The 20,552-nt window shown below is 41.4% G+C and carries 20 protein-coding genes and 1 riboswitch; of the genes, 4 read left to right on the top strand and 16 right to left on the bottom strand.

Annotation, left to right across the window (positions count from 1 at the left end; translation table 11 throughout):
- Nucleotides 1-20: 20 nt before the first annotated feature.
- The 3 genes from ADH49_RS02735 to ADH49_RS02725 form a co-directional block, all read right to left on the bottom strand.
- The gene (locus tag ADH49_RS02735) at nucleotides 21-2,261 is read right to left on the bottom strand and encodes a DNA internalization-related competence protein ComEC/Rec2 (protein ID WP_048689185.1); all 2,241 of its coding nucleotides are present in this window, start codon (nucleotides 2,259-2,261) and stop codon (nucleotides 21-23) included.
- Nucleotides 2,245-2,922 carry a helix-hairpin-helix domain-containing protein gene (locus tag ADH49_RS02730; RefSeq protein WP_048689181.1) on the bottom strand — a complete coding sequence of 226 codons (678 nt, stop codon included), beginning with the start codon at nucleotides 2,920-2,922 and terminating at the stop codon, nucleotides 2,245-2,247. Before ADH49_RS02730 ends, ADH49_RS02735 begins: the two co-directional genes overlap by 17 nt.
- 102 nt (nucleotides 2,923-3,024) lie before the next feature.
- Entirely contained in the window at nucleotides 3,025-3,768 is a 744-nt protein-coding gene (locus tag ADH49_RS02725; protein WP_048689177.1) for a lysophospholipid acyltransferase family protein, read from the bottom strand.
- Nucleotides 3,769-3,905: 137 nt separating this feature from the next.
- Here ADH49_RS02725 and ADH49_RS02720 point away from each other — a divergent pair, with 137 nt between their 5' ends.
- The 3 genes from ADH49_RS02720 (at nucleotide 3,906) to ADH49_RS02710 (ending at nucleotide 7,351) form a co-directional block, all read left to right on the top strand.
- On the top strand, nucleotides 3,906-6,245 hold the full coding sequence (locus tag ADH49_RS02720) for a cation-translocating P-type ATPase (RefSeq protein WP_048689174.1): 2,340 nt from the start codon (nucleotides 3,906-3,908) through the stop codon (nucleotides 6,243-6,245).
- A 97-nt stretch (nucleotides 6,246-6,342) separates the two neighbouring features.
- Entirely contained in the window at nucleotides 6,343-7,089 is a 747-nt protein-coding gene (locus tag ADH49_RS02715; RefSeq protein ID WP_048689404.1) for a tRNA1(Val) (adenine(37)-N6)-methyltransferase, read from the top strand.
- Nucleotides 7,079-7,351: a GIY-YIG nuclease family protein gene (locus ADH49_RS02710; RefSeq protein ID WP_048689170.1), complete on the top strand. Its 273-nt coding sequence runs from the start codon at nucleotides 7,079-7,081 to the stop codon at nucleotides 7,349-7,351. The genes ADH49_RS02715 and ADH49_RS02710 overlap by 11 nt, the downstream gene beginning before the upstream one ends.
- A gap of 74 nt (nucleotides 7,352-7,425) precedes the next feature.
- On the opposite strand, the gene ADH49_RS02705 is transcribed toward ADH49_RS02710, so the two are convergent.
- The 13 genes from ADH49_RS02705 to ADH49_RS02645 all read right to left on the bottom strand — a co-directional run bounded on the left by ADH49_RS02705 (nucleotide 7,426) and on the right by ADH49_RS02645 (nucleotide 19,575).
- Nucleotides 7,426-8,064, bottom strand: coding sequence for a GNAT family N-acetyltransferase (locus ADH49_RS02705; RefSeq protein WP_048689166.1), 639 nt, complete (start codon nucleotides 8,062-8,064; stop codon nucleotides 7,426-7,428).
- Between the two features lie 249 nt (nucleotides 8,065-8,313).
- Nucleotides 8,314-9,294, bottom strand: coding sequence for a tagatose-bisphosphate aldolase (gene lacD / locus ADH49_RS02700; RefSeq protein WP_048689162.1), 981 nt, complete (start codon nucleotides 9,292-9,294; stop codon nucleotides 8,314-8,316).
- A gap of 1 nt (nucleotide 9,295) precedes the next feature.
- Nucleotides 9,296-10,225 carry a tagatose-6-phosphate kinase gene (locus ADH49_RS02695; protein WP_048689159.1) on the bottom strand — a complete coding sequence of 310 codons (930 nt, stop codon included), beginning with the start codon at nucleotides 10,223-10,225 and terminating at the stop codon, nucleotides 9,296-9,298.
- 11 nt (nucleotides 10,226-10,236) lie between these two features.
- Nucleotides 10,237-10,752: a galactose-6-phosphate isomerase subunit LacB gene (lacB, locus tag ADH49_RS02690; protein WP_023022658.1), complete on the bottom strand. Its 516-nt coding sequence runs from the start codon at nucleotides 10,750-10,752 to the stop codon at nucleotides 10,237-10,239.
- A 16-nt stretch (nucleotides 10,753-10,768) separates the two neighbouring features.
- Nucleotides 10,769-11,194 (bottom strand): galactose-6-phosphate isomerase subunit LacA, encoded by a 426-nt coding sequence (gene lacA, locus ADH49_RS02685; RefSeq protein WP_023026584.1) that lies wholly within the window; start codon nucleotides 11,192-11,194, stop codon nucleotides 10,769-10,771.
- A gap of 69 nt (nucleotides 11,195-11,263) precedes the next feature.
- Nucleotides 11,264-12,148, bottom strand: coding sequence for an aldose 1-epimerase family protein (locus tag ADH49_RS02680; protein ID WP_048689151.1), 885 nt, complete (start codon nucleotides 12,146-12,148; stop codon nucleotides 11,264-11,266).
- A gap of 103 nt (nucleotides 12,149-12,251) precedes the next feature.
- Nucleotides 12,252-13,727: a PTS galactitol transporter subunit IIC gene (locus ADH49_RS02675; protein ID WP_048689148.1), complete on the bottom strand. Its 1,476-nt coding sequence runs from the start codon at nucleotides 13,725-13,727 to the stop codon at nucleotides 12,252-12,254.
- 96 nt (nucleotides 13,728-13,823) lie between these two features.
- Nucleotides 13,824-14,129: a PTS sugar transporter subunit IIB gene (locus tag ADH49_RS02670; RefSeq protein ID WP_006148587.1), complete on the bottom strand. Its 306-nt coding sequence runs from the start codon at nucleotides 14,127-14,129 to the stop codon at nucleotides 13,824-13,826.
- Nucleotides 14,130-14,168: 39 nt separating this feature from the next.
- Nucleotides 14,169-14,645, bottom strand: a complete 477-nt coding sequence (locus tag ADH49_RS02665; RefSeq protein ID WP_048689142.1) for a PTS sugar transporter subunit IIA — start codon at nucleotides 14,643-14,645, stop codon at nucleotides 14,169-14,171.
- A 209-nt stretch (nucleotides 14,646-14,854) separates the two neighbouring features.
- On the bottom strand, nucleotides 14,855-15,601 hold the full coding sequence (locus ADH49_RS02660; protein WP_048689140.1) for a DeoR/GlpR family DNA-binding transcription regulator: 747 nt from the start codon (nucleotides 15,599-15,601) through the stop codon (nucleotides 14,855-14,857).
- Between the two features lie 325 nt (nucleotides 15,602-15,926).
- Nucleotides 15,927-17,501 (bottom strand): DEAD/DEAH box helicase, encoded by a 1,575-nt coding sequence (locus ADH49_RS02655; protein WP_048689137.1) that lies wholly within the window; start codon nucleotides 17,499-17,501, stop codon nucleotides 15,927-15,929.
- Nucleotides 17,502-18,204: 703 nt separating this feature from the next.
- Nucleotides 18,205-19,113, bottom strand: coding sequence for a magnesium transporter CorA family protein (locus tag ADH49_RS02650; RefSeq protein WP_048689133.1), 909 nt, complete (start codon nucleotides 19,111-19,113; stop codon nucleotides 18,205-18,207).
- 81 nt (nucleotides 19,114-19,194) lie between these two features.
- Nucleotides 19,195-19,575, bottom strand: a complete 381-nt coding sequence (locus ADH49_RS02645; RefSeq protein ID WP_006596927.1) for a PH domain-containing protein — start codon at nucleotides 19,573-19,575, stop codon at nucleotides 19,195-19,197.
- Between the two features lie 101 nt (nucleotides 19,576-19,676).
- Nucleotides 19,677-19,800, top strand: a riboswitch (TPP riboswitch).
- An 81-nt stretch (nucleotides 19,801-19,881) separates the two neighbouring features.
- Here ADH49_RS02645 and thiT point away from each other — a divergent pair.
- On the top strand, nucleotides 19,882-20,457 hold the full coding sequence (gene thiT / locus ADH49_RS02640) for an energy-coupled thiamine transporter ThiT (protein ID WP_048689130.1): 576 nt from the start codon (nucleotides 19,882-19,884) through the stop codon (nucleotides 20,455-20,457).
- Nucleotides 20,458-20,552 lie beyond the last annotated feature (95 nt).

The raw sequence follows: 20,552 nt of genomic DNA, 5'->3' as shown, positions 1-20,552 counted from the left end.
AGCTAGAAATCAAACAGCTCCTATCGAACGGTTTCAATCTTCCACTGATTCCACCCTCTAAAACGAATCGCTCCTTGCTGATCTGTACGAAAAACACTCATTTGTAACTCTTCGAAACGCTCCAAGGTTTCCTGATGAGGGTGCTGATAACGATTTTTTTCACCCGCAGATATCAGGGCAATTTTTGCTTGGATTTTCTCTAAGAAGGCAGGGTGAGAAGAACCCTTAGAACCATGGTGGCCTGCTTTGAGGACATCTACGCGCAGTTGAGGATAACGGGCTAACAAGGTCTTTTCCCCTCCTTCTTCTAAATCTCCTGTAAAAAGGAAGGACCACCCATAAAAGCGACCGTAGAGAACAATGGAATCGTTATTACTCCCATCTCCTACTTCTACCGGATAGAGGACTTCTGCACGCCCATCAAAAATTGACAGTTGATCACCAGCCTCCAATGTTTTTACCGGTAAGTTCAACCGTTTGAGCAGACGGACAAAAGAGTCCTTTTTTAAGCTTCCCTTGGAAATGTTGATTTCCTTTATCCTAACCTTAGTCGCAAGCACTTCCAAATCTCCCATGTGATCTGTGTCAGTATGCGTGAGAATCATATGATCAATCTGGTCAATCCCCCTGCTTTTGAGATAAGGGAGCAGGGTCCGTTCTGCATTGCTAGTAGCCCTTCGCTTCTTCCATTCCTCCTTTTGGCTAAAGTCCACTTTTCCTCCTGTATCAATTAGGATGGTTTTCCCACGCCAATCACGTAGCAAAATACTATCACCTTGACCAATATCAATGATGGTAATCTCATTTTCTAAAGGATGCTTCACAAGGGCGAATATAGAGCATATTAAGAGTAGAAAAAGATATCTCCACTTCTTAACCTTTCGCATCTCATAGAGACAAGCTAACAAGCACAATAGCAAGATGAAAAAATAGATGCTTGGCTGCCCGAAAACCAAAGATTGACTAGTGAAGCTCGCTAGATACTCCATACTTTTTTCCATCCAGACGAAGAAAGGATTCCAGAAGGTCAAGGGATAAAGAAAAGAGAGGAGAAAGACGACACTCAGTCCTGGCAACAACAGAAGGTCAAATAAGAGAGAAAAAATAAAGGTTAGAGGAAGGGACCAGGGTTGGTATTCTCCAAAGAAAAAAACGAGAACAGGAAGAACCCCTAGTGTTAACACTAGACTCTCCTTGATGACTTTTCGGATTCCCTCCTTCTCCTCTTCGGAAGAGGTTAGTGTCAATATAAAGGCGTAGGCGCAGGATAAGAGACCTCCAGCAGTCAACAAGGAGGACGGTAAAAGAAGGAGTAATAAGAGGAGAGTGACTCCCATATTTTCCATTCCTTTGAGCCCAGCCTGGGCCAGGAGTTTCTGTAAGAGGCTTCGAACAACCGAAACCGAAAAGCCTGTCATCCCAGCATAAAGAAGCGAAAACGGATAGAGGAGGTAGGCAACCTTTTCCTGCTCCAGTCCCAAGCGGAGAAAGAAGCGTCGAAAGGCATCTAGGAAGAAGGCAACCTGCATGCCCGACAAGGCAAACAAATGGATAATCCCCAAGTTCGAATACAGCTGGCTCATTTCTTCAAACTCTACATCTAAAAAACCAAAAAGCAAGCCCGTCATATAGTGGCTCATGGGCTGGGGAAAATGCTGGTGAACCCATACAAGCGCCTTTCGCCTCCAACTAGACAACAGACCTATGAAATCTCTAGGCTCAGCAGGTCTCTTTTCAAGAATGTGACTGATTTTCAAAAGGTGATAAATCCCTTGTGTTTTCAGATAAGCCTGATAATCAAAGCCCATAAAATTACGCTGTTTTGTCGGGGGTTCCAATTCCCCTTTGATCCGTAATTCTAGCCCCTGATCGAGGTGTTTAAAATAGGCTTGTTCTTCCTCTGACTGAAGCTGGTAGAAAACCTGAAAAGTACGGCTACCTGACTTGGCACGAAAGGATAAGGCATCTCCATTCACCTTGATGGTATCCGGTAAAAGCTGAATGACCCTTGGGACCCTATGATCCCTTGACTCTTGTTTTCCCTGTTCAATCCGGAAAGCAAAACAAAGGGCAAAGAGGGAAAGAAAACCTAGGAGGCACAGAAATTGTTTGCCATCGTAGCGTCTCCTAAACAAGATGAAGAAGGCCAGAAGGAAGATCGAAGCGAGCCAGTGTCCCGTGTACATCCAATAATAGAGAGCTAAAACCGGCAAGGTGAGATGAAAGGGATGAATGTTGAGACTTCTAATCCACTGTAACATGCTCTTTTAACTTTTCTAACGTCTTTTGGCCAATCCCAGAAACATTTTTCAGTTCATCAACAGACTGAAATTTTCCTTTTTCCTCTCGATAAGCAATGATATCTTGGGCTCGCTTTTGACCTATCCCAGAAATCGTCTGTAGTTCTGCTTCTGTTGCCGTATTGAGATTGACCTTTCCATCTTTTGACTGCTTTTCGCCACCGGTCGTCCCAGCAGATGCAGATGCAACAGGCGCTACCTCCTCTCCATTCTTAGCAACATAGACGATGGACTCATCCTCCAATTTTTGCGCTAAGTTGACGGATTGGCTGTTGGCTTCGTCTGTCATCCCTCCTGCTTTTTGGACCGCATCATAGACCCGGCTCCCCACTGGAAGTTCGTAGACCCCTGCTTGTCTGACAGCTCCCTTCACATCCACCATAATTTTCTCTTGAGAGGAGTCCGTCTTTTCCTCACTCCTCTGTTGAGAGCTAGAAGGGAGGCTAGTGTCTTCCTTAGGAGAAGCCTCCTGATCCACCATTTCTAACTGGGAAATGACAGTTTCCGGTGCTTGTGGAGGTTGCTTAGGCCAAAAGAGAAATACTCCTCCCATTACTAGCCCCACAGCAGCCAAACCTAAAAACAGTTTATATTCCTTGAGCTTCTCAATCCACGTCTCCATAAATACCCCTTTTATTTTTATTATTCGTAAAAAATCGAAGAAATAAAAAAAGAATGTCAAAAATCACATGATTTTTGACATTCTTTTTATCTAGAGTACTGCTTAGTCTTTTCGATGCTTGTCCGGATCCCATACAAAACTAGCGATATAACTAAACAAGAGGGTCAATAGAGCAACAACCAAAACAAATGGCAACAGTAAAAACTTCAACAAACGGATGAGGATAAAAGGTTTCCGGTCATTGCGCAGTGCCTGAGATTCCGCATCTAAGCGATCAAACTCAGCCTGGATTCGTCTTGCAACTTCTTCCACTCCCTCATCATTCATTTTTGCAATATCAGAGATATCAATAGGGTGCCCAAAGTTCATGTCAACCCGTTCACAGGTCGCTAGTCCTTTCAAAGTCATTGGACCCGTATAAGTAACAGGCATAATACGTGCCTTGGCCATCTTGGCAATCACGGCAACTCCACCCTTAACATCCTGAGAATGGCGGCTTCCACTTGGAAACATAATCAGGGAACGCTTGCTTTTTTTGAGCATACTTACTGGGTATTTAATCGCTGCTGCACCTGGATTTTCACGGTCAATTGGAAAAGCCCCGCACATACGAATCCACCATCCAAAAATCCGATTAGTAAAGAGTTCCTTCTTAGCCATAAAGATAAATTGCTTGGGTTTGGTCGCAAAGGCCATGTAGACAGGATCCCACCAAGTTCGATGAGGAGCTACGAGAATGTAATTTTCCTCTTGACTCGGAATCAGTTCCTTATGATGGTAATGAGCATTTCCATTCAGAACCCATAAAATAAAGGTCACTAAGCCACGTAAATAGGTATAAAACATGCTTTCTCCTTTGATAATTCTCTTGTTTATCCATTATACCTTATCCTTCTCTTCCCCGCAAATCTTTTCAAAAACTGGATGAGTCAACAAACCGACTGCACCTAGTCTTTTTCTTAAAAAAATGATATGATGTTTTTATGGAAATGAATGAATTAAAGGGATTAACCCATGAAGAGGTCCGCAAAAAAATACAGCGTGGCCAAACCAACGAATTTAAAGCGAATACCAGTACCAGTATCTGGCAAATCATCAAGCGCAATGTCTTCACCTTGTTTAATGCTTTGAACTTTGTGATCGCCCTCGCTTTGGTTGCGGTACAAGCCTGGAGCAACCTGGTCTTTTTTGCAGTCATCTGCTTTAATGCCTTATCCGGAATTGCCACAGAGCTCCGCGCTAAACGGATGATTGATAAATTGAATTTGATGAGTAAGGAGCTCGTAATTGTCATCCGAGCCGGGGAAGAAGAAACCATTGATCCAGAGAAAATCGTCCTTGGCGACCTGATTAAGCTATCAGCTGGAGACCAAATTCCGAGTGATGCCATCGTTCAAAAGGGAGTTGCTGAAGCCAATGAAGCCATGCTCACAGGAGAAAGTGACTTGGTTCTCAAGGAAGAGGGAGATGAACTTCTATCCGGAAGCTTCTTAGCGAGTGGTCAGGTCTACGCTCGTGTCAGTCGTGTGGGGGCCAATAACTATGCTAATAAATTAATGGTAGAGGCAAAAACTCTCAAACCCATTAATTCCCGCATTCTCTATAATCTCGCAAAAATCTCTAGTTTTACTGGAAAGATTATTATCCCATTTGGAATTGCTCTCTTCTGTGAAGCCTTTTTGATTAAACTGCTTCCAATGAAAGATTCTGTGATTACCTCTTCCACTGCTCTCTTAGGCATGTTGCCAAAAGGGATTGCCCTTCTGACAGTGACCTCTCTCTTGACAGCCGTGATCAAGTTAGGGATGCGCAAGGTCTTGGTCCAAGAGATGTACTCTGTGGAAACCTTGGCTCGTGTTGATACTCTTTGTTTGGATAAGACAGGAACCATCACCCAAGGAAAAATGACCGTCAAAGGCATTCACTCCCTGTCTGAACACTTTTCTGAAGAAACTATCGAAGTTATTCTCGCTGCCTATATGCAAAATTCTGAGGATAACAACCCAACTGCCCAAGCTATCCGCAAAGCATTTGGCGAATTAGAACACGCTTATACAGCCGAATCAATCATTCCATTTTCAAGTGATCGAAAATGGGGTGCCATGACTCTGACAAACTTGGGGACCGTTTATTTGGGGGCACCAGAAATGCTCCTCAAAGAAAATCCTCCAGCGGTATTGGAAGCCCAAGCCCATGGATCTCGGGTCTTGATCTTAGCTCGCAGTGTGGAAGCCATCGATATGCATGATTTGACCTTGCCAAGTGATGTAGAAGCGATCGCCGTCATTGAAATCCTCGATCCAATCCGCGAAGGGGCTGCCGAAACCTTGGATTATCTTCGCTCCCAAGATGTGGATCTAAAAATCATCTCTGGTGATAATCCTGTCACTGTTTCTTACATTGCTAAGGAAGCTGGTTTTGAAAGCTACGAAAGTTATATTGACTGTTCTAAGATTGAGGACGATGAGTTGGTGGACCTAGCTGAAAGTACAGCCATTTTTGGACGGGTTTCTCCTCATCAGAAGAAACTTTTGATTCAAACCCTCAAGGCCGCTGGTCGAACCACTGCCATGACAGGGGACGGGGTCAATGATATCCTAGCCTTACGAGAAGCTGACTGCTCCATCGTGATGGCCGAAGGCGATCCTGCAACCCGTCAAATTGCCAATCTCGTCTTGTTAAACTCTGACTTTAATGATGTTCCAGAAATTCTCTTTGAAGGTCGTCGGGTCGTCAATAACATTGGACGAATCGCTCCTATCTTCTTTATTAAGACGATCTACTCCTTCATTCTGGCGATTATCTGTATTGCAAGTGCCCTTTTATTTGACATCAACTACTTGTTGATCTTCCCATTTATTCCGATTCAGATTACGTTGATTGACCAGTTTGTCGAAGGGTTCCCTCCATTTGTCTTAACATTTGAACGAAACATTAAGCCAGTGGAAAAACACTTCCTCAAACGCTCCTTGCATCTGGCCTTACCAAATGCCTTGATGGTTGTCTTTAGCGTCTTATTTGTTCGTTTATGGGGAGCTCATCATGGCTGGTCTAGCCTGGACATGTCTACTCTTTCCTACTACTTGTTAGGATCTATTGGCTTCTTGTCCGTTATTCGGGCTTGCTTGCCACTCAATATCTGGCGAGGTCTCTTAATTATCTTCTCTGTCTGCGGCTTCTATCTCTCTGCCTTTTACTTGAAAGGCCTGATTGAAATCGGAACGTTGACAGCTGTAACCTTCCCAGTCTACCTTGCCTTGATGGCTCTCTTTACGGGAATCTTCATATTGGCGACTATTTATCAAAAATATGAATTTGATTAAACAACTCTTGGATAAGGATGGAACAAAAGTTCTGTCCTTATTTTTCTTATCCCTTTCTATGCTTTTCCCCACCCTCTTTTCATGCTATAATAGAGCCATGAACGATATCGAATTAAAAGACGGCGAACGCGTCAACCAACTATTTTCTAGTGATGTAAAAATCATTCAAAACAGAGAGGTTTTTAGCTATTCTATTGATAGTGTCCTTTTGTCACGTTTTCCTAAGTTGCCCAACCGTGGTCTGATTGTCGATCTTTGTGCCGGCAATGGCGCTGTCGGACTCTTTGCTAGCACGCGCACCAAAGCAACCATCGTTGGAGTGGAGATACAAGAAAGACTAGCAGACATGGCAGAGCGTTCCATCCAATTGAATGGCCTCTCCGACCGCATGTCCATGATTACCGATGATTTAAAAAATTTGCCCCACCATTTCCCTGGTAGTAAAATCGACCTTATTCTCTGTAACCCTCCCTACTTTAAAGTGGACGAGCATTCCAATTTAAATGAGAGCCCTCATTATTTGCTAGCCCGTCACGAGATCACCACCAATTTGGACCAAATTTGTCAAGTGGCCCAACGGACTCTCAAGTCCAATGGCCGACTCGTCATGGTGCATCGTCCGGATCGCTTCTTAGATATCATCGAAACCATGAAACGCTTCAATCTGGCTCCTAAACGGATTCAATTTGTCTATCCCAAGGTCCATAAAGATGCCAACATGCTCCTCATTGAGGCCATTAAAGATGGATCGCGGGATGGTCTAAAAATTCTGCCTCCACTGTTCATCCATGAAGAAGATGGAAGCTATACGCCGGAGATTCATGAGATTTATTATGGAAACTAAAGCTTATATGTATGTAGTCCAGTGTGCGGATGGGACCCTCTATACTGGCTACACCACCGATATCGAGCGCCGTATCAAAACCCACAATGCTGGCAAAGGCGCCAAATATACACGTCCCAGACTTCCTGTGACTTTGATCTACCAGGAGTCTTTCCCCGACAAAAGAGCTGCTATGTCAGCCGAAGCACTCTTTAAACGGAAGAGCCGAGAGGAAAAACTGACCTATATCAAGCATCAACAATCTAAACTAGATCCAGAATAGAAGTAACCTAAATGATCTAACAATCATCTGTTTGCACACTAAAAGGAGCCCCAATAGCTCCTTTTTTTAATCATCTAGGATTCATCATCAAGGGTCTTTAAAAAAGCCCAGTTTCCAACACTTTGGTTTCCATAGTCAAGCACCATAGAATCTAATAGGACGAATTCATTTTTTTCATAGAAGAAAACATTTTGCTGGGTACTGGTAATCAAACCTAGACGCTTACAACCTTTGGCCTTGACGTAAGGTTCTATCCCGTTTTGGAGAAAATGACTACCAACCCCTTGCCCCTGAACAGTCGGGCTCACAGCAAACATCATCAAATACCAGTCGAAGTTTCCAGATTTTTTCAAATGTTGCTCCGAACGCTCCACCAGGTCCAGATATTTCATCAACTTCCAAGGGCTAATGTAACGGAATAACTTGAAAATTCCATTTACTAAATAAGAGACCATCGAGAAATCTTTTTGTTGCAAGAGTCCTACAGCTATAATTTCTCCATCTCGTTCAGCAACTAAGCACGTTTCCCCTTTGATGTAGAGCTTGACTAACAAGGTATGCAATAGTTCAATAAAGGCCGGAAAGTATTCAGGCTTTTTTAAATCTTCTTTAATGACGGTTAAAAACGGATAATTCATAAAAGCATCAGCACAGACTTTTCCAATTAGCTTGTACTCATCTAGCCTTGCTTCTCTATATACGATCCTTTCCATACGCCAACTCCTTCATTCTAATAAAACTATTATACTCTAAAACACTCTTATTTTCGATTGTAATGTGAAATTATCACATAAACCCTTACAAATTAGAAGCCATTTGAATAGTGAATGAAAGCTTAATCAGATTTATGAACATTGGAAACCAATTTTTGATGAATGACGGAACTACTCCTGCATAGAAACAAAAAATAGTCCTTCTAGATTTTTCTAGAAAGACTATTTGATACGTTAGGAACTAAGGAATTAAATACGCTCTTTCCAAGAAGTTGCGACTTGGTCTAAGACTTGGTTGAGCTCTTCAATGTTGCGACGACCTTCTGTGCGGAGCCATTCACGAGCTGCTGCTTCGCCATTCTTGATGTAGGCTTCTACAGATCCAGCCCAAGTTGCGCGACCACAAAGGACCCCGTTGAAGTTCGCGCCTGCTTCATGCGCAAAGACGAGGGTTTCTTGGAAAAGTTTGGCAGAAACACCTGCACTCAAGTAGATGTATGGAAGGTTGGTTGCTTCTTCTTGTTCTTTAAAGAAGGCAGCAGCTTCTTCACGGCTATGAACGATTTCTCCATCTCCAAAGCCTTCTACGTATTTGACATTGACTGGCACTTCTACCTTCAAGACATCGATGTTGAAGCGTGGGTCTGAGAAGACTTTCATAGCTTCGATGACCTTACGAGGTTTTACTTTCGCATATTCTACAGAACCTGCATCCGCAATAGTTTCATCATAAGCCAAGATTTCAAGGAAGAATGGAATTTCTTCTGCAGCACATTCTGAACCGATGCGTTCGATGTAGGCTTGTTTTTCTTGGTTGAGTTCTTCTGCACTATCCACATCATAGTAGAGCAAGAATTTCACTGCATCTGCGCCCTGTTCTTTGATGCGTTTAGCTGACCAAAGGTTAAGGCAGTCTGGCAGACGTTTTGTGCTAGAAGTGTCGTAGCCAGTTTTTTCATAAGCCAACAAGAGACCTGCTTCTGCATCCAAGACCTTGGTTGCTGGAAGTCCATACTCAGGATCCAAGAGCATAGAAGATGCGAATGGTGTCAATTCTTCAGCCACCAAGACCTTCAATTCTTCCATTTGAGCCACGGTTGGTTCTGTGTCTTGGTACTGAGCCATGAGGCGTTTCAAGGCACCACGTTGGTCAAAGGCCAAGGCTGAGATCACACCCTCTTTGGTGCTCAATTTTTCTAAATAGTTACGTTTTTGTTCTGTTAATACCATCTTATACCTCTTTTACAATTATATTCTGATACAAATCATCGTAGTGGGCCATATTGACATGCCCTGTCATCTTTTCTTGGGCATTTAGCATCCCTAGGACCATAGCATGGGTCAAGAGGGCCGCGTCATCTTTTCCGCTACTGAGGGCAGCAGAAATCCCAGCCACAGTTGAATCTCCAGATCCCACTGGATTGACCACTTCAATTTTTGGAATATCCACTTTATAGAAGACATCACCATGTTTGGCAAAGGCACCATCTCCACCTAAGGAGACGATAATCCATTCGATTCCTTCAAACAGTGGGTCTTTCAAAACTTCTTTTAAGTCCTCAAAATCAGCTGAAACATCCCGTCCTAAGAGTTGAGATAATTCTTCGCGATTGGGTTTAATCACCGTTGGTTTGAATGGTGAGTGAAGGACCGCTTCTAAAGATTTGCCTGATGAATCAAGTACAACCTTGCGTCCTGCTTCTTTTGCAATCTCAATTAGGCTCGCATAATAATCCACTGGTAGACCTGTAGGAAGACTCCCCGAAATGGCAATCACATCCGCTGTCGGCATGAGGAGTTTGAAATGATGAAGGAATCCTAAAGCTTCCGTCCGGATAATTTCTGGACCCGCTTCTAAGATTTCTGTTTGATTTCCTTCATGCAAGATGGCGATACAGTTCCGCGTATCTCCAAGGATATCATAGAAGAAGGATTGGACATCTCGTGGAAGATGGGTCTTGATGAATTGACCATTGGTCCCACCAACAAAACCTGTTGCTCCAACTGTTTCACCGCTCTCAGCTAGGACACGGGTGACATTTAACCCTTTCCCACCAGCCGTCTTAGAAACTTCCGAAACACGATTCACAGTATCCAACTTTAATTCTTCCAAGGGATAAGAAATATCAATGGAAGGATTTAAGGTGACAGTTAAGATCATATGCTCACCTCTTAGTCGTGGTATTCACCACGATCCCATTTTTCAAGGAATTCTGTAAAGAAGTCTGCATCTTCTTGGTGATCATTATGGGTTTCCAAATGTTGAATCTTGGCAATCAATTTCTTGTTTTCTTCACTTGGTTTGTATTCTGCATGAATGAAAGCTTCAATGATATCACACATGAGCAATTCACCGGTTATTTTCCCACCAAAACCAATGACATTAGCATTGAGTTCTTCTTTTGCATAAAGAGCCGTTGTCATGTCGCGTACCAAGGCTGAACGAATTCCAGGAACCTTGTTAACAGCGTTGTTAATTCCAACACCAGTACCACAGATACATACTCCAAGATCAGCTTGACCACTAGCGACTGCTTCTCCGACTTTTTTCCCAAAAATTGGGTAGTGGGTACGCGCGTGGTCATAGGTTCCGAAGTCAAGAACTTCATAACCTTTTGATTTCAAAAATTCAGAAACAGCCATTTTTTCATTTGTGACAATATGGTCACATCCAATTGCAATTTTCATTCGTTTACTCCTCCCCTTAGCACATCTTGTTGAGCATATCGACACGGATTTGGTGGCGACCGCCGTCATACTTACCGTTTACAAAACCTTTGGCGATATTTTTGGCCAATTGGTCACCCACGATTTGAGCGCCCATGGTGATCATGCGAGAATTGTTGTGGCCACGAGTCATGTAGGCAGAACGCTCATCTGAAACTTCTGCCGCAACCATTCCTTTAATTTTAGTAGCGACCATGAATGGACCAGCACCATAGGCATCAATGACGATACCAAGATTGTCTTCTGCTTGTTTGACTTCCTTAGCGACAGCCAAGGTCACATCCACAAAGTCTTGCCCTTCTTCTGTCACATCCACTACTTGGAAACCTTCTGCTTCCAAATATTCTTTGACTACTTCTTTTAAGCGGATACCTGCTGCATCCGCACCAATAATAACTGACATATTATGCTCCTTCTTTTAATTCATTTTTCAATCAAATACAGAAACTTCTATATTCAACAACATTATTATCTATAAAATTTCGATTTCAAAACTTAGTTCAGCTGCTTGACCTGCTGGCAAAAGTCGAACTTGCTTTTTATATTCCAAATAATCACTCTCTTCAAGGGAAGTGGATAAACCAGACCAAGGTTCTAATGCGATAAATGGCCCTTTATTTGGCGTTGTCCAGATAATCAAGTTTGAAAAATCTGGAAAATGAAGACTTACCCCCTTCTCGTGCTTTTTAGAGCGAAGGGTCACCCTTCTTGATTGTAAGCAATCTAAGGTGATGGCATCCTTTTGGAAGAGATCGTAATCGAGATTTAGGATTTTCTCTTGCTGTAAGAAAGGTGTCCGATCAAAGACATTTAGCAAGCCTGTCTCTGGATAAGATTTAGGAATACTACAGGTCTCTTCTTGTTCGAATTCCAGGTAGTAATCTTCAAACCCTTCATCCGCCAGTAACGGACAATTAAATCCTGGATGGCCACCAACGAAAAAGGGCATGACTCCTTCCTCCCCAAGATGGTAAACCCGATAGGTTACTTGAATCTTCTTACCAAGTAATTGATAAGAAATTTCTAATCTGAAATGATAGGGATATTGCTGATACATTTCTTCCGTATCTTCTATCCCAAAAGTCACCCGATCTTCTGTTTGCTCTACCAGCTCAAAGTTTTTCTTGCGAACCAGCCCGTGGCGAGGGATCTTCCCAACACCTTGAGGGCGATACATGGTTGTATCATTTCGAACCGAACCACAGATAGGAAAGAGAACTGGGGCTTGGCCACTCCAATACTGAGCATCACCCTGCCAAAGATATTCGATACCTTCCTGATCCTTGATAGAGGTCAGCTCACCACCTAACTCCTTGAAACAAACTTCCAGATCATTATTTTTTAAAGCTATCCTCATATTTCACTCCTTAGCATGTTATTTTAGAGAAAAAACTAGGCTACCCCTCCATGTCTGGAAAATTGATACCCTAGTTTTATCAAGTTACATATTTAGGAGCGGATTATTTTGCATTTGCTGCGTATTCTTCGTTACGTTTGATCATTTGTTTTCTGTACCATGCAAAGATTCCAACGTAGAATGCTAAGAAGGCAACAACACCAATAATCAATTTAATATCACCAGTTGTTGCATTACCGATTGTCCAACCAAGCAATTTTTCAACAGGTCCTTCAAGAGTTGAGTGAGTGATCAATTGAGCTTTGTCAACTCCTTCTGGAAAGGCTTTTACACTTTTCGCCAATTCAGTAGCGAATGGTGCGATAAGAGTACCTGAAAGAAGGAAGAGTGGCAACAAGAGTGTTCCAAACACGATCATACGGATCAATTTACCACGTGTTACAACCAACAAAGCTGGAGTCACACCCATAGCGATGATCCCTGCAAGTGGCAAGATACCATTTCCGACTTTAGAAAGAAGCACTGCTTCGATCAACATGATTGGTGCAAGTACGTTTGCACAAGCCCAGATTTCTGCACGACCAGCGATAAATGGCCAGTCCAAACCGATATTGAATTTACGTCCTTGAAGACGTTTAGTAGCAACGTTTGTAATACCTTGTGACAATGGTTCTACCGCTGCGATGAACCAAGAACCGATCAATGAGAACAATTCCAAGCAGACACCGGCAGTCAAACCAAGGCTGATCCAACCTTTAATAACCAATTCCCAAGTTTTAGCATCAGCTACATCAGCAACTGGATGTGGAGTACCCATGATACCGATGACGATACCAAGAAGGAAACCGATGAAGAATTTAGATCCCCAGAAACCAATTTTCTTGTTCAATTTAGCTGCGTCAAAGTCGTATTTGTCAAGACCTGGGAAGAATTTGTCAAAGATTTTATCCAAAACCATGATGATTGGGTTCATCATGTAGTTCATGTGAGTTGAAGTCATAGGTGATGAACTTGGTGCATTCAACAAATCGTCAAATGTTGGTTTCATCAAGTCTGAGTTGATGATTTTCATAATCCCTACAAGAACAACTGCAAGAGTGGCAACTAAGAGGGAAACTCCTGCGCTAACTCCATTTTTATCCGCATACCATTTAATCAAAAGACCTGTGATAGACAAGTGCCAGATATCGAAGATATCGACATCAAGTGTATCTGTTTTCTTCAAAGCTAGCATAGCAACATTGACAACCAACATAACTAGCAAGAAGTAAAGTGTCCAGGCAGACCCCCAAGTGATGGTCGCAAGTGGTGCCCAACCAACGTCTGTGATATTCAATTGAATACCAGTGTTCTCAACGAATTTTGCAAGAGACGCTGAGAAAGCTCCATTCAACATACCGATGATTGCACCGATACCTGTAAGGGCGATGGCAAGTTTAATACCACCTTCAAGCGCTTTGGAGAATTTCACTCCAAACAAAAGTGCCAATAGAGTTAGGACGATCAACATGATGATCGGTGCACCCATATCTAGAATGGGTTTGAAAAACTTATTGGCAAAATCGATAATGCCATTCATAATAAATCCTCCCGATTTATATTTTTATATTTTACAAAATTAAGAATGTCAGCAATTCCAGGCATAGGAACCGCTTACAAAATACAGATAAACGAATTAGCTTAAACCGTGTTCTTTGATGGCTGCTTCGATATTGTCATATACCGGAGCGCTCATAGCTGGAATACGGAATAAGATTGGACCAGCTTCAACTACTGGAATACCAGGATCAAAGCCTAAATCTGTTGCAGCGATTGGTGTAAAGATATCATAACCTTTAATCAAATCTTCATTCACATCTTTTACCATTACCGCATCACATTGTACATCATATCCACGGTTTGAAAGCTCTTCTTCTAGAGCGCTTTTGATTTGGTGGCTTGAGTTAACCCCTGCACCACAGGCAGCTAAAATTTTAATCATTTGAATGACCTCCATTATAAATATTTTTAATTTTTACTATTAAGCAATCGCTTCTGTGATATAGCGATATAAGTCTTCTTCAGTTTCCAATTTCGACATGTTTTCAAGATTTCCATTTGTCGTAAAGAAATCCATCAAATGCGCCAAAATGTTTGTTTGGCTGGAACTAGAATTGTTAATGATGAAGAATAAAAGAGAAACTTCTACTTCTTTATCAGGTGCGATCATATTGTGGAAGGTTACCGGATTTTTCAATCGAACAACTACAATATTCTCTGTTAGGTTATGGATGATATCCGTATGAGGAATCGCTACATTCGGAAGATCCTTTCCTAGAAATTCCATATCCAAGCCAGTAGGGAACGATTTCTCTCTCTCTTTTAATGCAGCTCGATAAGAATCTGTCACAATCTGACGTTCTTCCAATAAAGTTGCAACCTGGTCAAACAATTCTTCTTGATTCGCAACATCTAGGCAAAAGACTAATTCCCGATTAAACAGTTGATTTAATCCCATCTTTTCACCCCTTCCACTTTTAAAATATCTTTTAATTACATGATAAGTATATCACTATATGAATGCGCTGTCAATTACAATATGTAATTTTTTGTTCTTTTTTGTTTATTTTTTATAGATTTATTTATAACCCCCTCCCCTATTTAAGGATATAAAAAAGACCAGAATCTGCTTGAATCCTGGTCTTTTAGCTCTTTCTTTAGGAATCTTTACAAAATTTTTGTATAAGAATTGTATTTTTCTCGCACCTTTTTAGAGATAGAATGATCGGTAATCACCGCATCTAAATCATCTAGACGGTAAAAAGCATAGAAAGAATAGCTATCAAACTTACTGTTATCTGCTACTACATACTTTTCAATGGCATTGTTAAGAATAATTTTATTGCCGTTTCCTTCTTCTTCGTTTGCAGTCATTGCTGTATGACCATCAATTCCATTTACCCCGATAAAGGCTTTCGAAACCTTAATTTCCTTTAAGAGTTTATTTGCAAACTGTCCTACAAAGGTCTGTGTCTTGACCCTATATCGACCTCCCACTAGGATAATGTCATAATTGGGTTGGTCTTTTAATTTTTCAAAAATAGGTAGGGAATTGGTTACAATACTGACATGTTTCCCTTCAAGATAATCGCCAATAAAATCTGTAGTGGTCCCTGCTCCAATAAATATTGTATCGCCTTCATCGATCAAAGCCGCACATTTTTGAGCAATTTCCTTTTTCTCTTCCACGTTCAACATGTTCTTTTCTGTATGAGAGACTTCTGTCAGACTATCCTTGATTTTTCGATGGGCCCCTCCATGAACACGAACCAATAGGTCTTGCTCCTCTAAGTCCATCAAATCCCGTCGAATTGTCATATCCGTTACACCCAAGAGATCACTTAGATCCTTAACAGAGACCACTTCATTTTTATCCAACTCTTGTAAGATTGCTACATGTCTACTCTCTTTCATATGACGTCCTACTTTCCTATTTCTGCTTTCATTATACTATAATGGTGAACATTTTCAATAAGAAACAAACATTTTGACGATTTTTTTCTATATTAATCACTTATTTTGTTGATCGTTTTTGTGAATTGATCATTTTTTTGTTCACTTTTTTAAAAAAAGTAAATTTTTTTTAGCAAATCTGTTGACAGAGCTCATAAAAAGTTGTATTCTTAATATGTTAACAGAATTGGTAACGCTACCACATAGTGATAGCAAACGTTTTGTTTACGAATTTCGGTCTCCTTATAAATATACAAGGGTAAACAACTGTTTACCCTTGTATGTTTTATTTATCTCCTTTGTTCCGAATCACAAAGCCTGTTTTCTTCTCGCTTGAAGTATTACGAGGTTTTTTATGATCCTTACGGTAACGCTTCTCTTTGTCAAAACGATCATTGGAACGACCACCCTTTCGGTAGTCATCACGACGACCATTGCCACGACGATCACGATCTCGACGGTCATCACCACGACGTCCACCGCGACCAGACTTGCCTTTTCCGCCAAATCCACCACCAGATGGTTTAAATGGTAATGGTTTTTCACGCGCAATTTCAACTTCTGGAAGACTATCTGGATCCTGAACCGTCAAGCTAAGGATGTACATGGCCAATTCTTCTGGGCTGAATTCTGCAGCCAATTTACGAGCATCCTTTGCAAATTTGTCGAAGTTACCTCGAATAGCTTCATCCGCAAAGTCACGTTCAATTTTCTTGAGTGCAACCTGTTTCTTAGCTTGGAAGGCTTCTTCTGCTGTCGCAGGTTTCAAGCCCTTCATGCGTTTCTTGGTCAAGTTTTCGATGATTTGGAGGTAACCCATCTCATTTGGTGCTACGAAAGTAATCGATTGACCTGACTTCCCAGCACGACCTGTACGGCCAATACGGTGAACATAGCTCTCAGGGTCTTGTGGGATATCATAGTTGTAGACATGGGTTACACCTGAGATATCCAATCCACGAGCCGCTACGTCTGTTGCTACGAGGACATCCAGATTGCCATTTTTGAAATCACGGAGGACACGAAGACGTTTGTTTTGGTCAAGATCTCCATGAATCCCTTCTGCACGGAAGCCACGGATCTTCAGACCACGAGTCAATTCATCTACACGACGTTTGGTACGACCAAATACGATCGCAAGCTCTGGTTGCTCCACGTCCATGAGACGAGTCATGGTGTCAAATTTTTCTTGTTCCTTAACTCGGATATAGTACTGATCTACTAGTTCAGTTGTCAACTCTTTGGCAGCAATCTTCACATGCTCAGGGTCTTTCATAAATTGAACCCCGATGCGTTTGATAGCTTCAGGCATGGTTGCTGAAAAGAGTAAGGTTTGACGATTTTCTGGGACACGAGAGATGATGGCTTCAATATCCTCAAGGAAGCCCATGTTGAGCATCTCATCTGCTTCGTCCAGGATGAGGGTTTCAATGTCTTGTAATTTCAAGGCCTTGCGTTTGATCAAGTCTAGGAGACGACCAGGAGTTCCAACTACGATATGAGCACCTGATTTAAGCGCCTTGATTTGTTTTTCAATACTTGAGCCACCGTATACTGAACGGACTTTTACACCCTTGCTTCGACCAAAGCGGAAGAGTTCTTCCTGACTTTGCACAGCTAGTTCACGGGTTGGTGCAATGACCAAAGCTTGAATGGTCGCTTCTTCTGTACGAATTTTTTCAAGGGTTGGCAAGCCAAAAGCTGCAGTTTTCCCTGTACCAGTCTGAGCTTGACCGATTACATCTTTACCTTCAAGAGCCAAAGGAATGGTTTGCTCTTGGATAGGACTTGCTTCTACAAATCCTGCTTTTTCAATTTCTGCTAACAAATCAGCAGAAAGATTAAATTCATTAAATTTCACGTTATTCTTCTTTCTAAAGATGGTGCGAAGCCATCCTATAGGGCTTAGTTTATACTTTTCTTGTCATGACGTACTTTCATAACTTTTATGAAAGATCGTGTTGCTTCTTTTCCACGAAAGAAAAGTACTGCTTTCTTTGCAACTTATCTAGTATACCATAGACCTGGGTTAAAAGATAGTAAAACGAAACAAGTTAAAAGGTTTTTATTGTGTTACCCCTTTCAAATAAGTTTTTTTCACCTTTGATTCATTAGTATGCCTCCTTTTTCATTTCTTTTTTAATTTGCAATAATATAAAAGACTGTGAAGTCTCTTTTTTACTTTGAACCATCTTAGAAAATCAGCGTCACAATAGGCTTTCTAAAATTTTTTCTCACAAAAAATCCACTTTTATTTTTGGATTGTTTTCTTGATTTTTAAAATAAAAGTATGTATAATAAATTTAGTATTTAGGATATTTCAGTATAATTAAAATGCTTCATTCATTTAACTGATTCAACGATTCAATCCAATTATAAATTGTTTATAATCCACTCAGTACTTTTAAATCTACTCCTACTATTTCCAAGAAGATTATGTACAGTCGATCACTTGTATCAAAACTGCCTCTTCTTCTTAGGGGAGGCAGAGTTAAAAATGAAGGATTTTCTGAAATAGCCAAAATACTAAAGAGGTAAGGAATTTCTTCCCTACCTCTCTTTTTTTATCGTTTATGGGCAATCCAGCGCAAAATACGAGACAAGATGATCCAGAGTACAAAGCTTGCAATGGAGATATACAGCCATGCATTAGGATCGTTAGTAAACGGCAATGGAACATTCATTCCAAAGAAACCAGTGACAACTGCTAAGACCGCTAACAGAGCTTCTAAGATGGTCAAGGTGGTCAAATTATCATTCAGATTGTTATTCAGAATATTATTGTAAGAGCTAGACAATTGCTGCAAGACCTGAGAGTTCAACTCCGTCATATATACCAACTGTCTGGCCTCAATCATGGCATCATCAAATTGTTCTTTTTCAACATCATCAAATTGGCGGTAGATTAGGTGAGCCTTGATATGTTCCAGAAGCATGCGATTTTGCTTGGCAGCGGATGCTAGATAGACCATACCTGTTTCCACGTCAGAAAGAGCATAAAGGTTCTTACTAGTTGTCGTTTTTCGTAAGAGACGAGTAATCTCATCCTTGTGCTTATCTAGACGCTCAATAATCGGATAATAAGCATTACTAATCATCTCAAGCCCCGCAAACAAGAGTTTAAAGGTGGATAAACTTTCATGAGCATCAACATAGCGTTCCATTTGTGCAATAATATAGGCGTTGTCTCGGTTACTAATAGTAACAAGACGTGGCCCTTGGACAATGAAAGTCATCGGAATGGTTTCGTAATATTCCTTTTCCTTTTCCATATCCAATACATTATAGATAAAAGTCACAGTTCCATTTTCACGGTTGTAATCCATGTGGGCACGTTCATTTTTATCCAGTGCATATTCAATGGTTTCTTGATCAATACCATACTTTTGGTACAACTGGGAGGTTTCCGCAATCAAGTCAGAATCAATATTAATCCAACTCCGGCCATCTCCTAACTTTTTTTCAACGAACATTTCGTTTCCTCTTTACCTTATCTACCAGTACTCCTACCGATCACCCGAAATCGCTAGATGAGTCCTGTCCTCATTCACTGATCAACGCAATACAGCTGCTGCCAAGGCCTGCTGGATCTCGATGACACTATTATCACTCTTAAATTGGAGTGTTTCTGATGGCTCTACAGCTGATGAAACCCAAATTTTTAATTCTGCGTCCAAATCAAAATGACCAGATGTTTCTACTGAAAAACGCGAAATAGAACGATAAGGAAGGGATTTATAAGATGTTTTCTTCCCTGTCATTCCTTGCTTGTCCACCAAAATCAGACGGTACTCCGTAAAGACAATCAAGTCACGAATCAAACTAAAAGCCAGAGTTACTTGCTCACCTGGAACCAGGATATCCCCTAAATCTTTTTCAACCTTATCGACGTCTTTTTGAGAAGCATTGCCCATCAAACCTGCAAAAATACCCATGATTTTTTCCTCCACAACTTGTGCATTTTCTATCTTTATAACTATACCATATTTTTTGCGAGTTAAAAAGTTGCAGGAAGTTTTTTTAGATAGTATAATGTAAGAGTCACAAGAGGAGCAATTGCTGAGATTGGCTAGCTTGGATACCAGAGGTGTTCGTTACTGCCTAAACTCTTACCACCTGATCAGGTTAGGACCTGCGTAGGGATGTGTCTCAAAACAGAATGAAATAGAGAACTTCTATGACGTCGTTTTGGTGTGGCAACAAATGAGCCAATCAAAACGATTGGTATAGGAGGTTTTTTTATGTCGAAAACTACGGTTCGACCAATGATTGAGGTCGCTCTCTTAGCGACCATTGCTTATATTTTGGATCTGGTTACCCAACCCATGTCCTTAGGTCCTTGGATTTCTCTATCCTTTAAAATGGTTCCTATCTTTCTCCTTAGTTTCCGCTGGGGCGTCAAGGCTGGTGCCATGGGGGGATTCATCTGGGGACTCTTGCAAGTCGTAACAGGGGAAGCAGCTGGTGGTTGGTTGACTCCAATCCAAGGTTTCTTAGAGTATTTTGTAGCCTTTAGTTTGATTGGACTGAGTGGAATTGTCAAACCTGCCCTTGACAAGGCTATCCAAGAAAAGAAACGACTTCAGACACTCACTTATATTACTGTCGGAGTCATCTTGGGTGGATTGGCACGCTACCTCATTCACTACATTGCAGGGGTCATCTTCTGGGGAAGCTACGCACCGGCAGGCCAAAGTGCCTACCTCTACTCTCTGATTGTGAATAGCTCCTCCTTCTTAGGCGAGACCATTGCTAGCCTCATTGTCTTCTTTATTCTACAAGAATTTTTGGGAAGACTCCTTATTACAGAACAATAAGAAGTATTCTTATAAACTTTCCTTATGTGAGAACGGACGTCAGCGAACTTCTACGAAGTTCCATGACTTAGTTTTGAACCTAAGGTTTCAAAACT

This window comes from Streptococcus sp. 400_SSPC (genome assembly GCF_001072745.1).
Classification (GTDB): Bacteria; Bacillota; Bacilli; order Lactobacillales; family Streptococcaceae; genus Streptococcus; species Streptococcus xiaochunlingii.
This window is presented reverse-complemented; position numbering and strand designations above follow the sequence as displayed.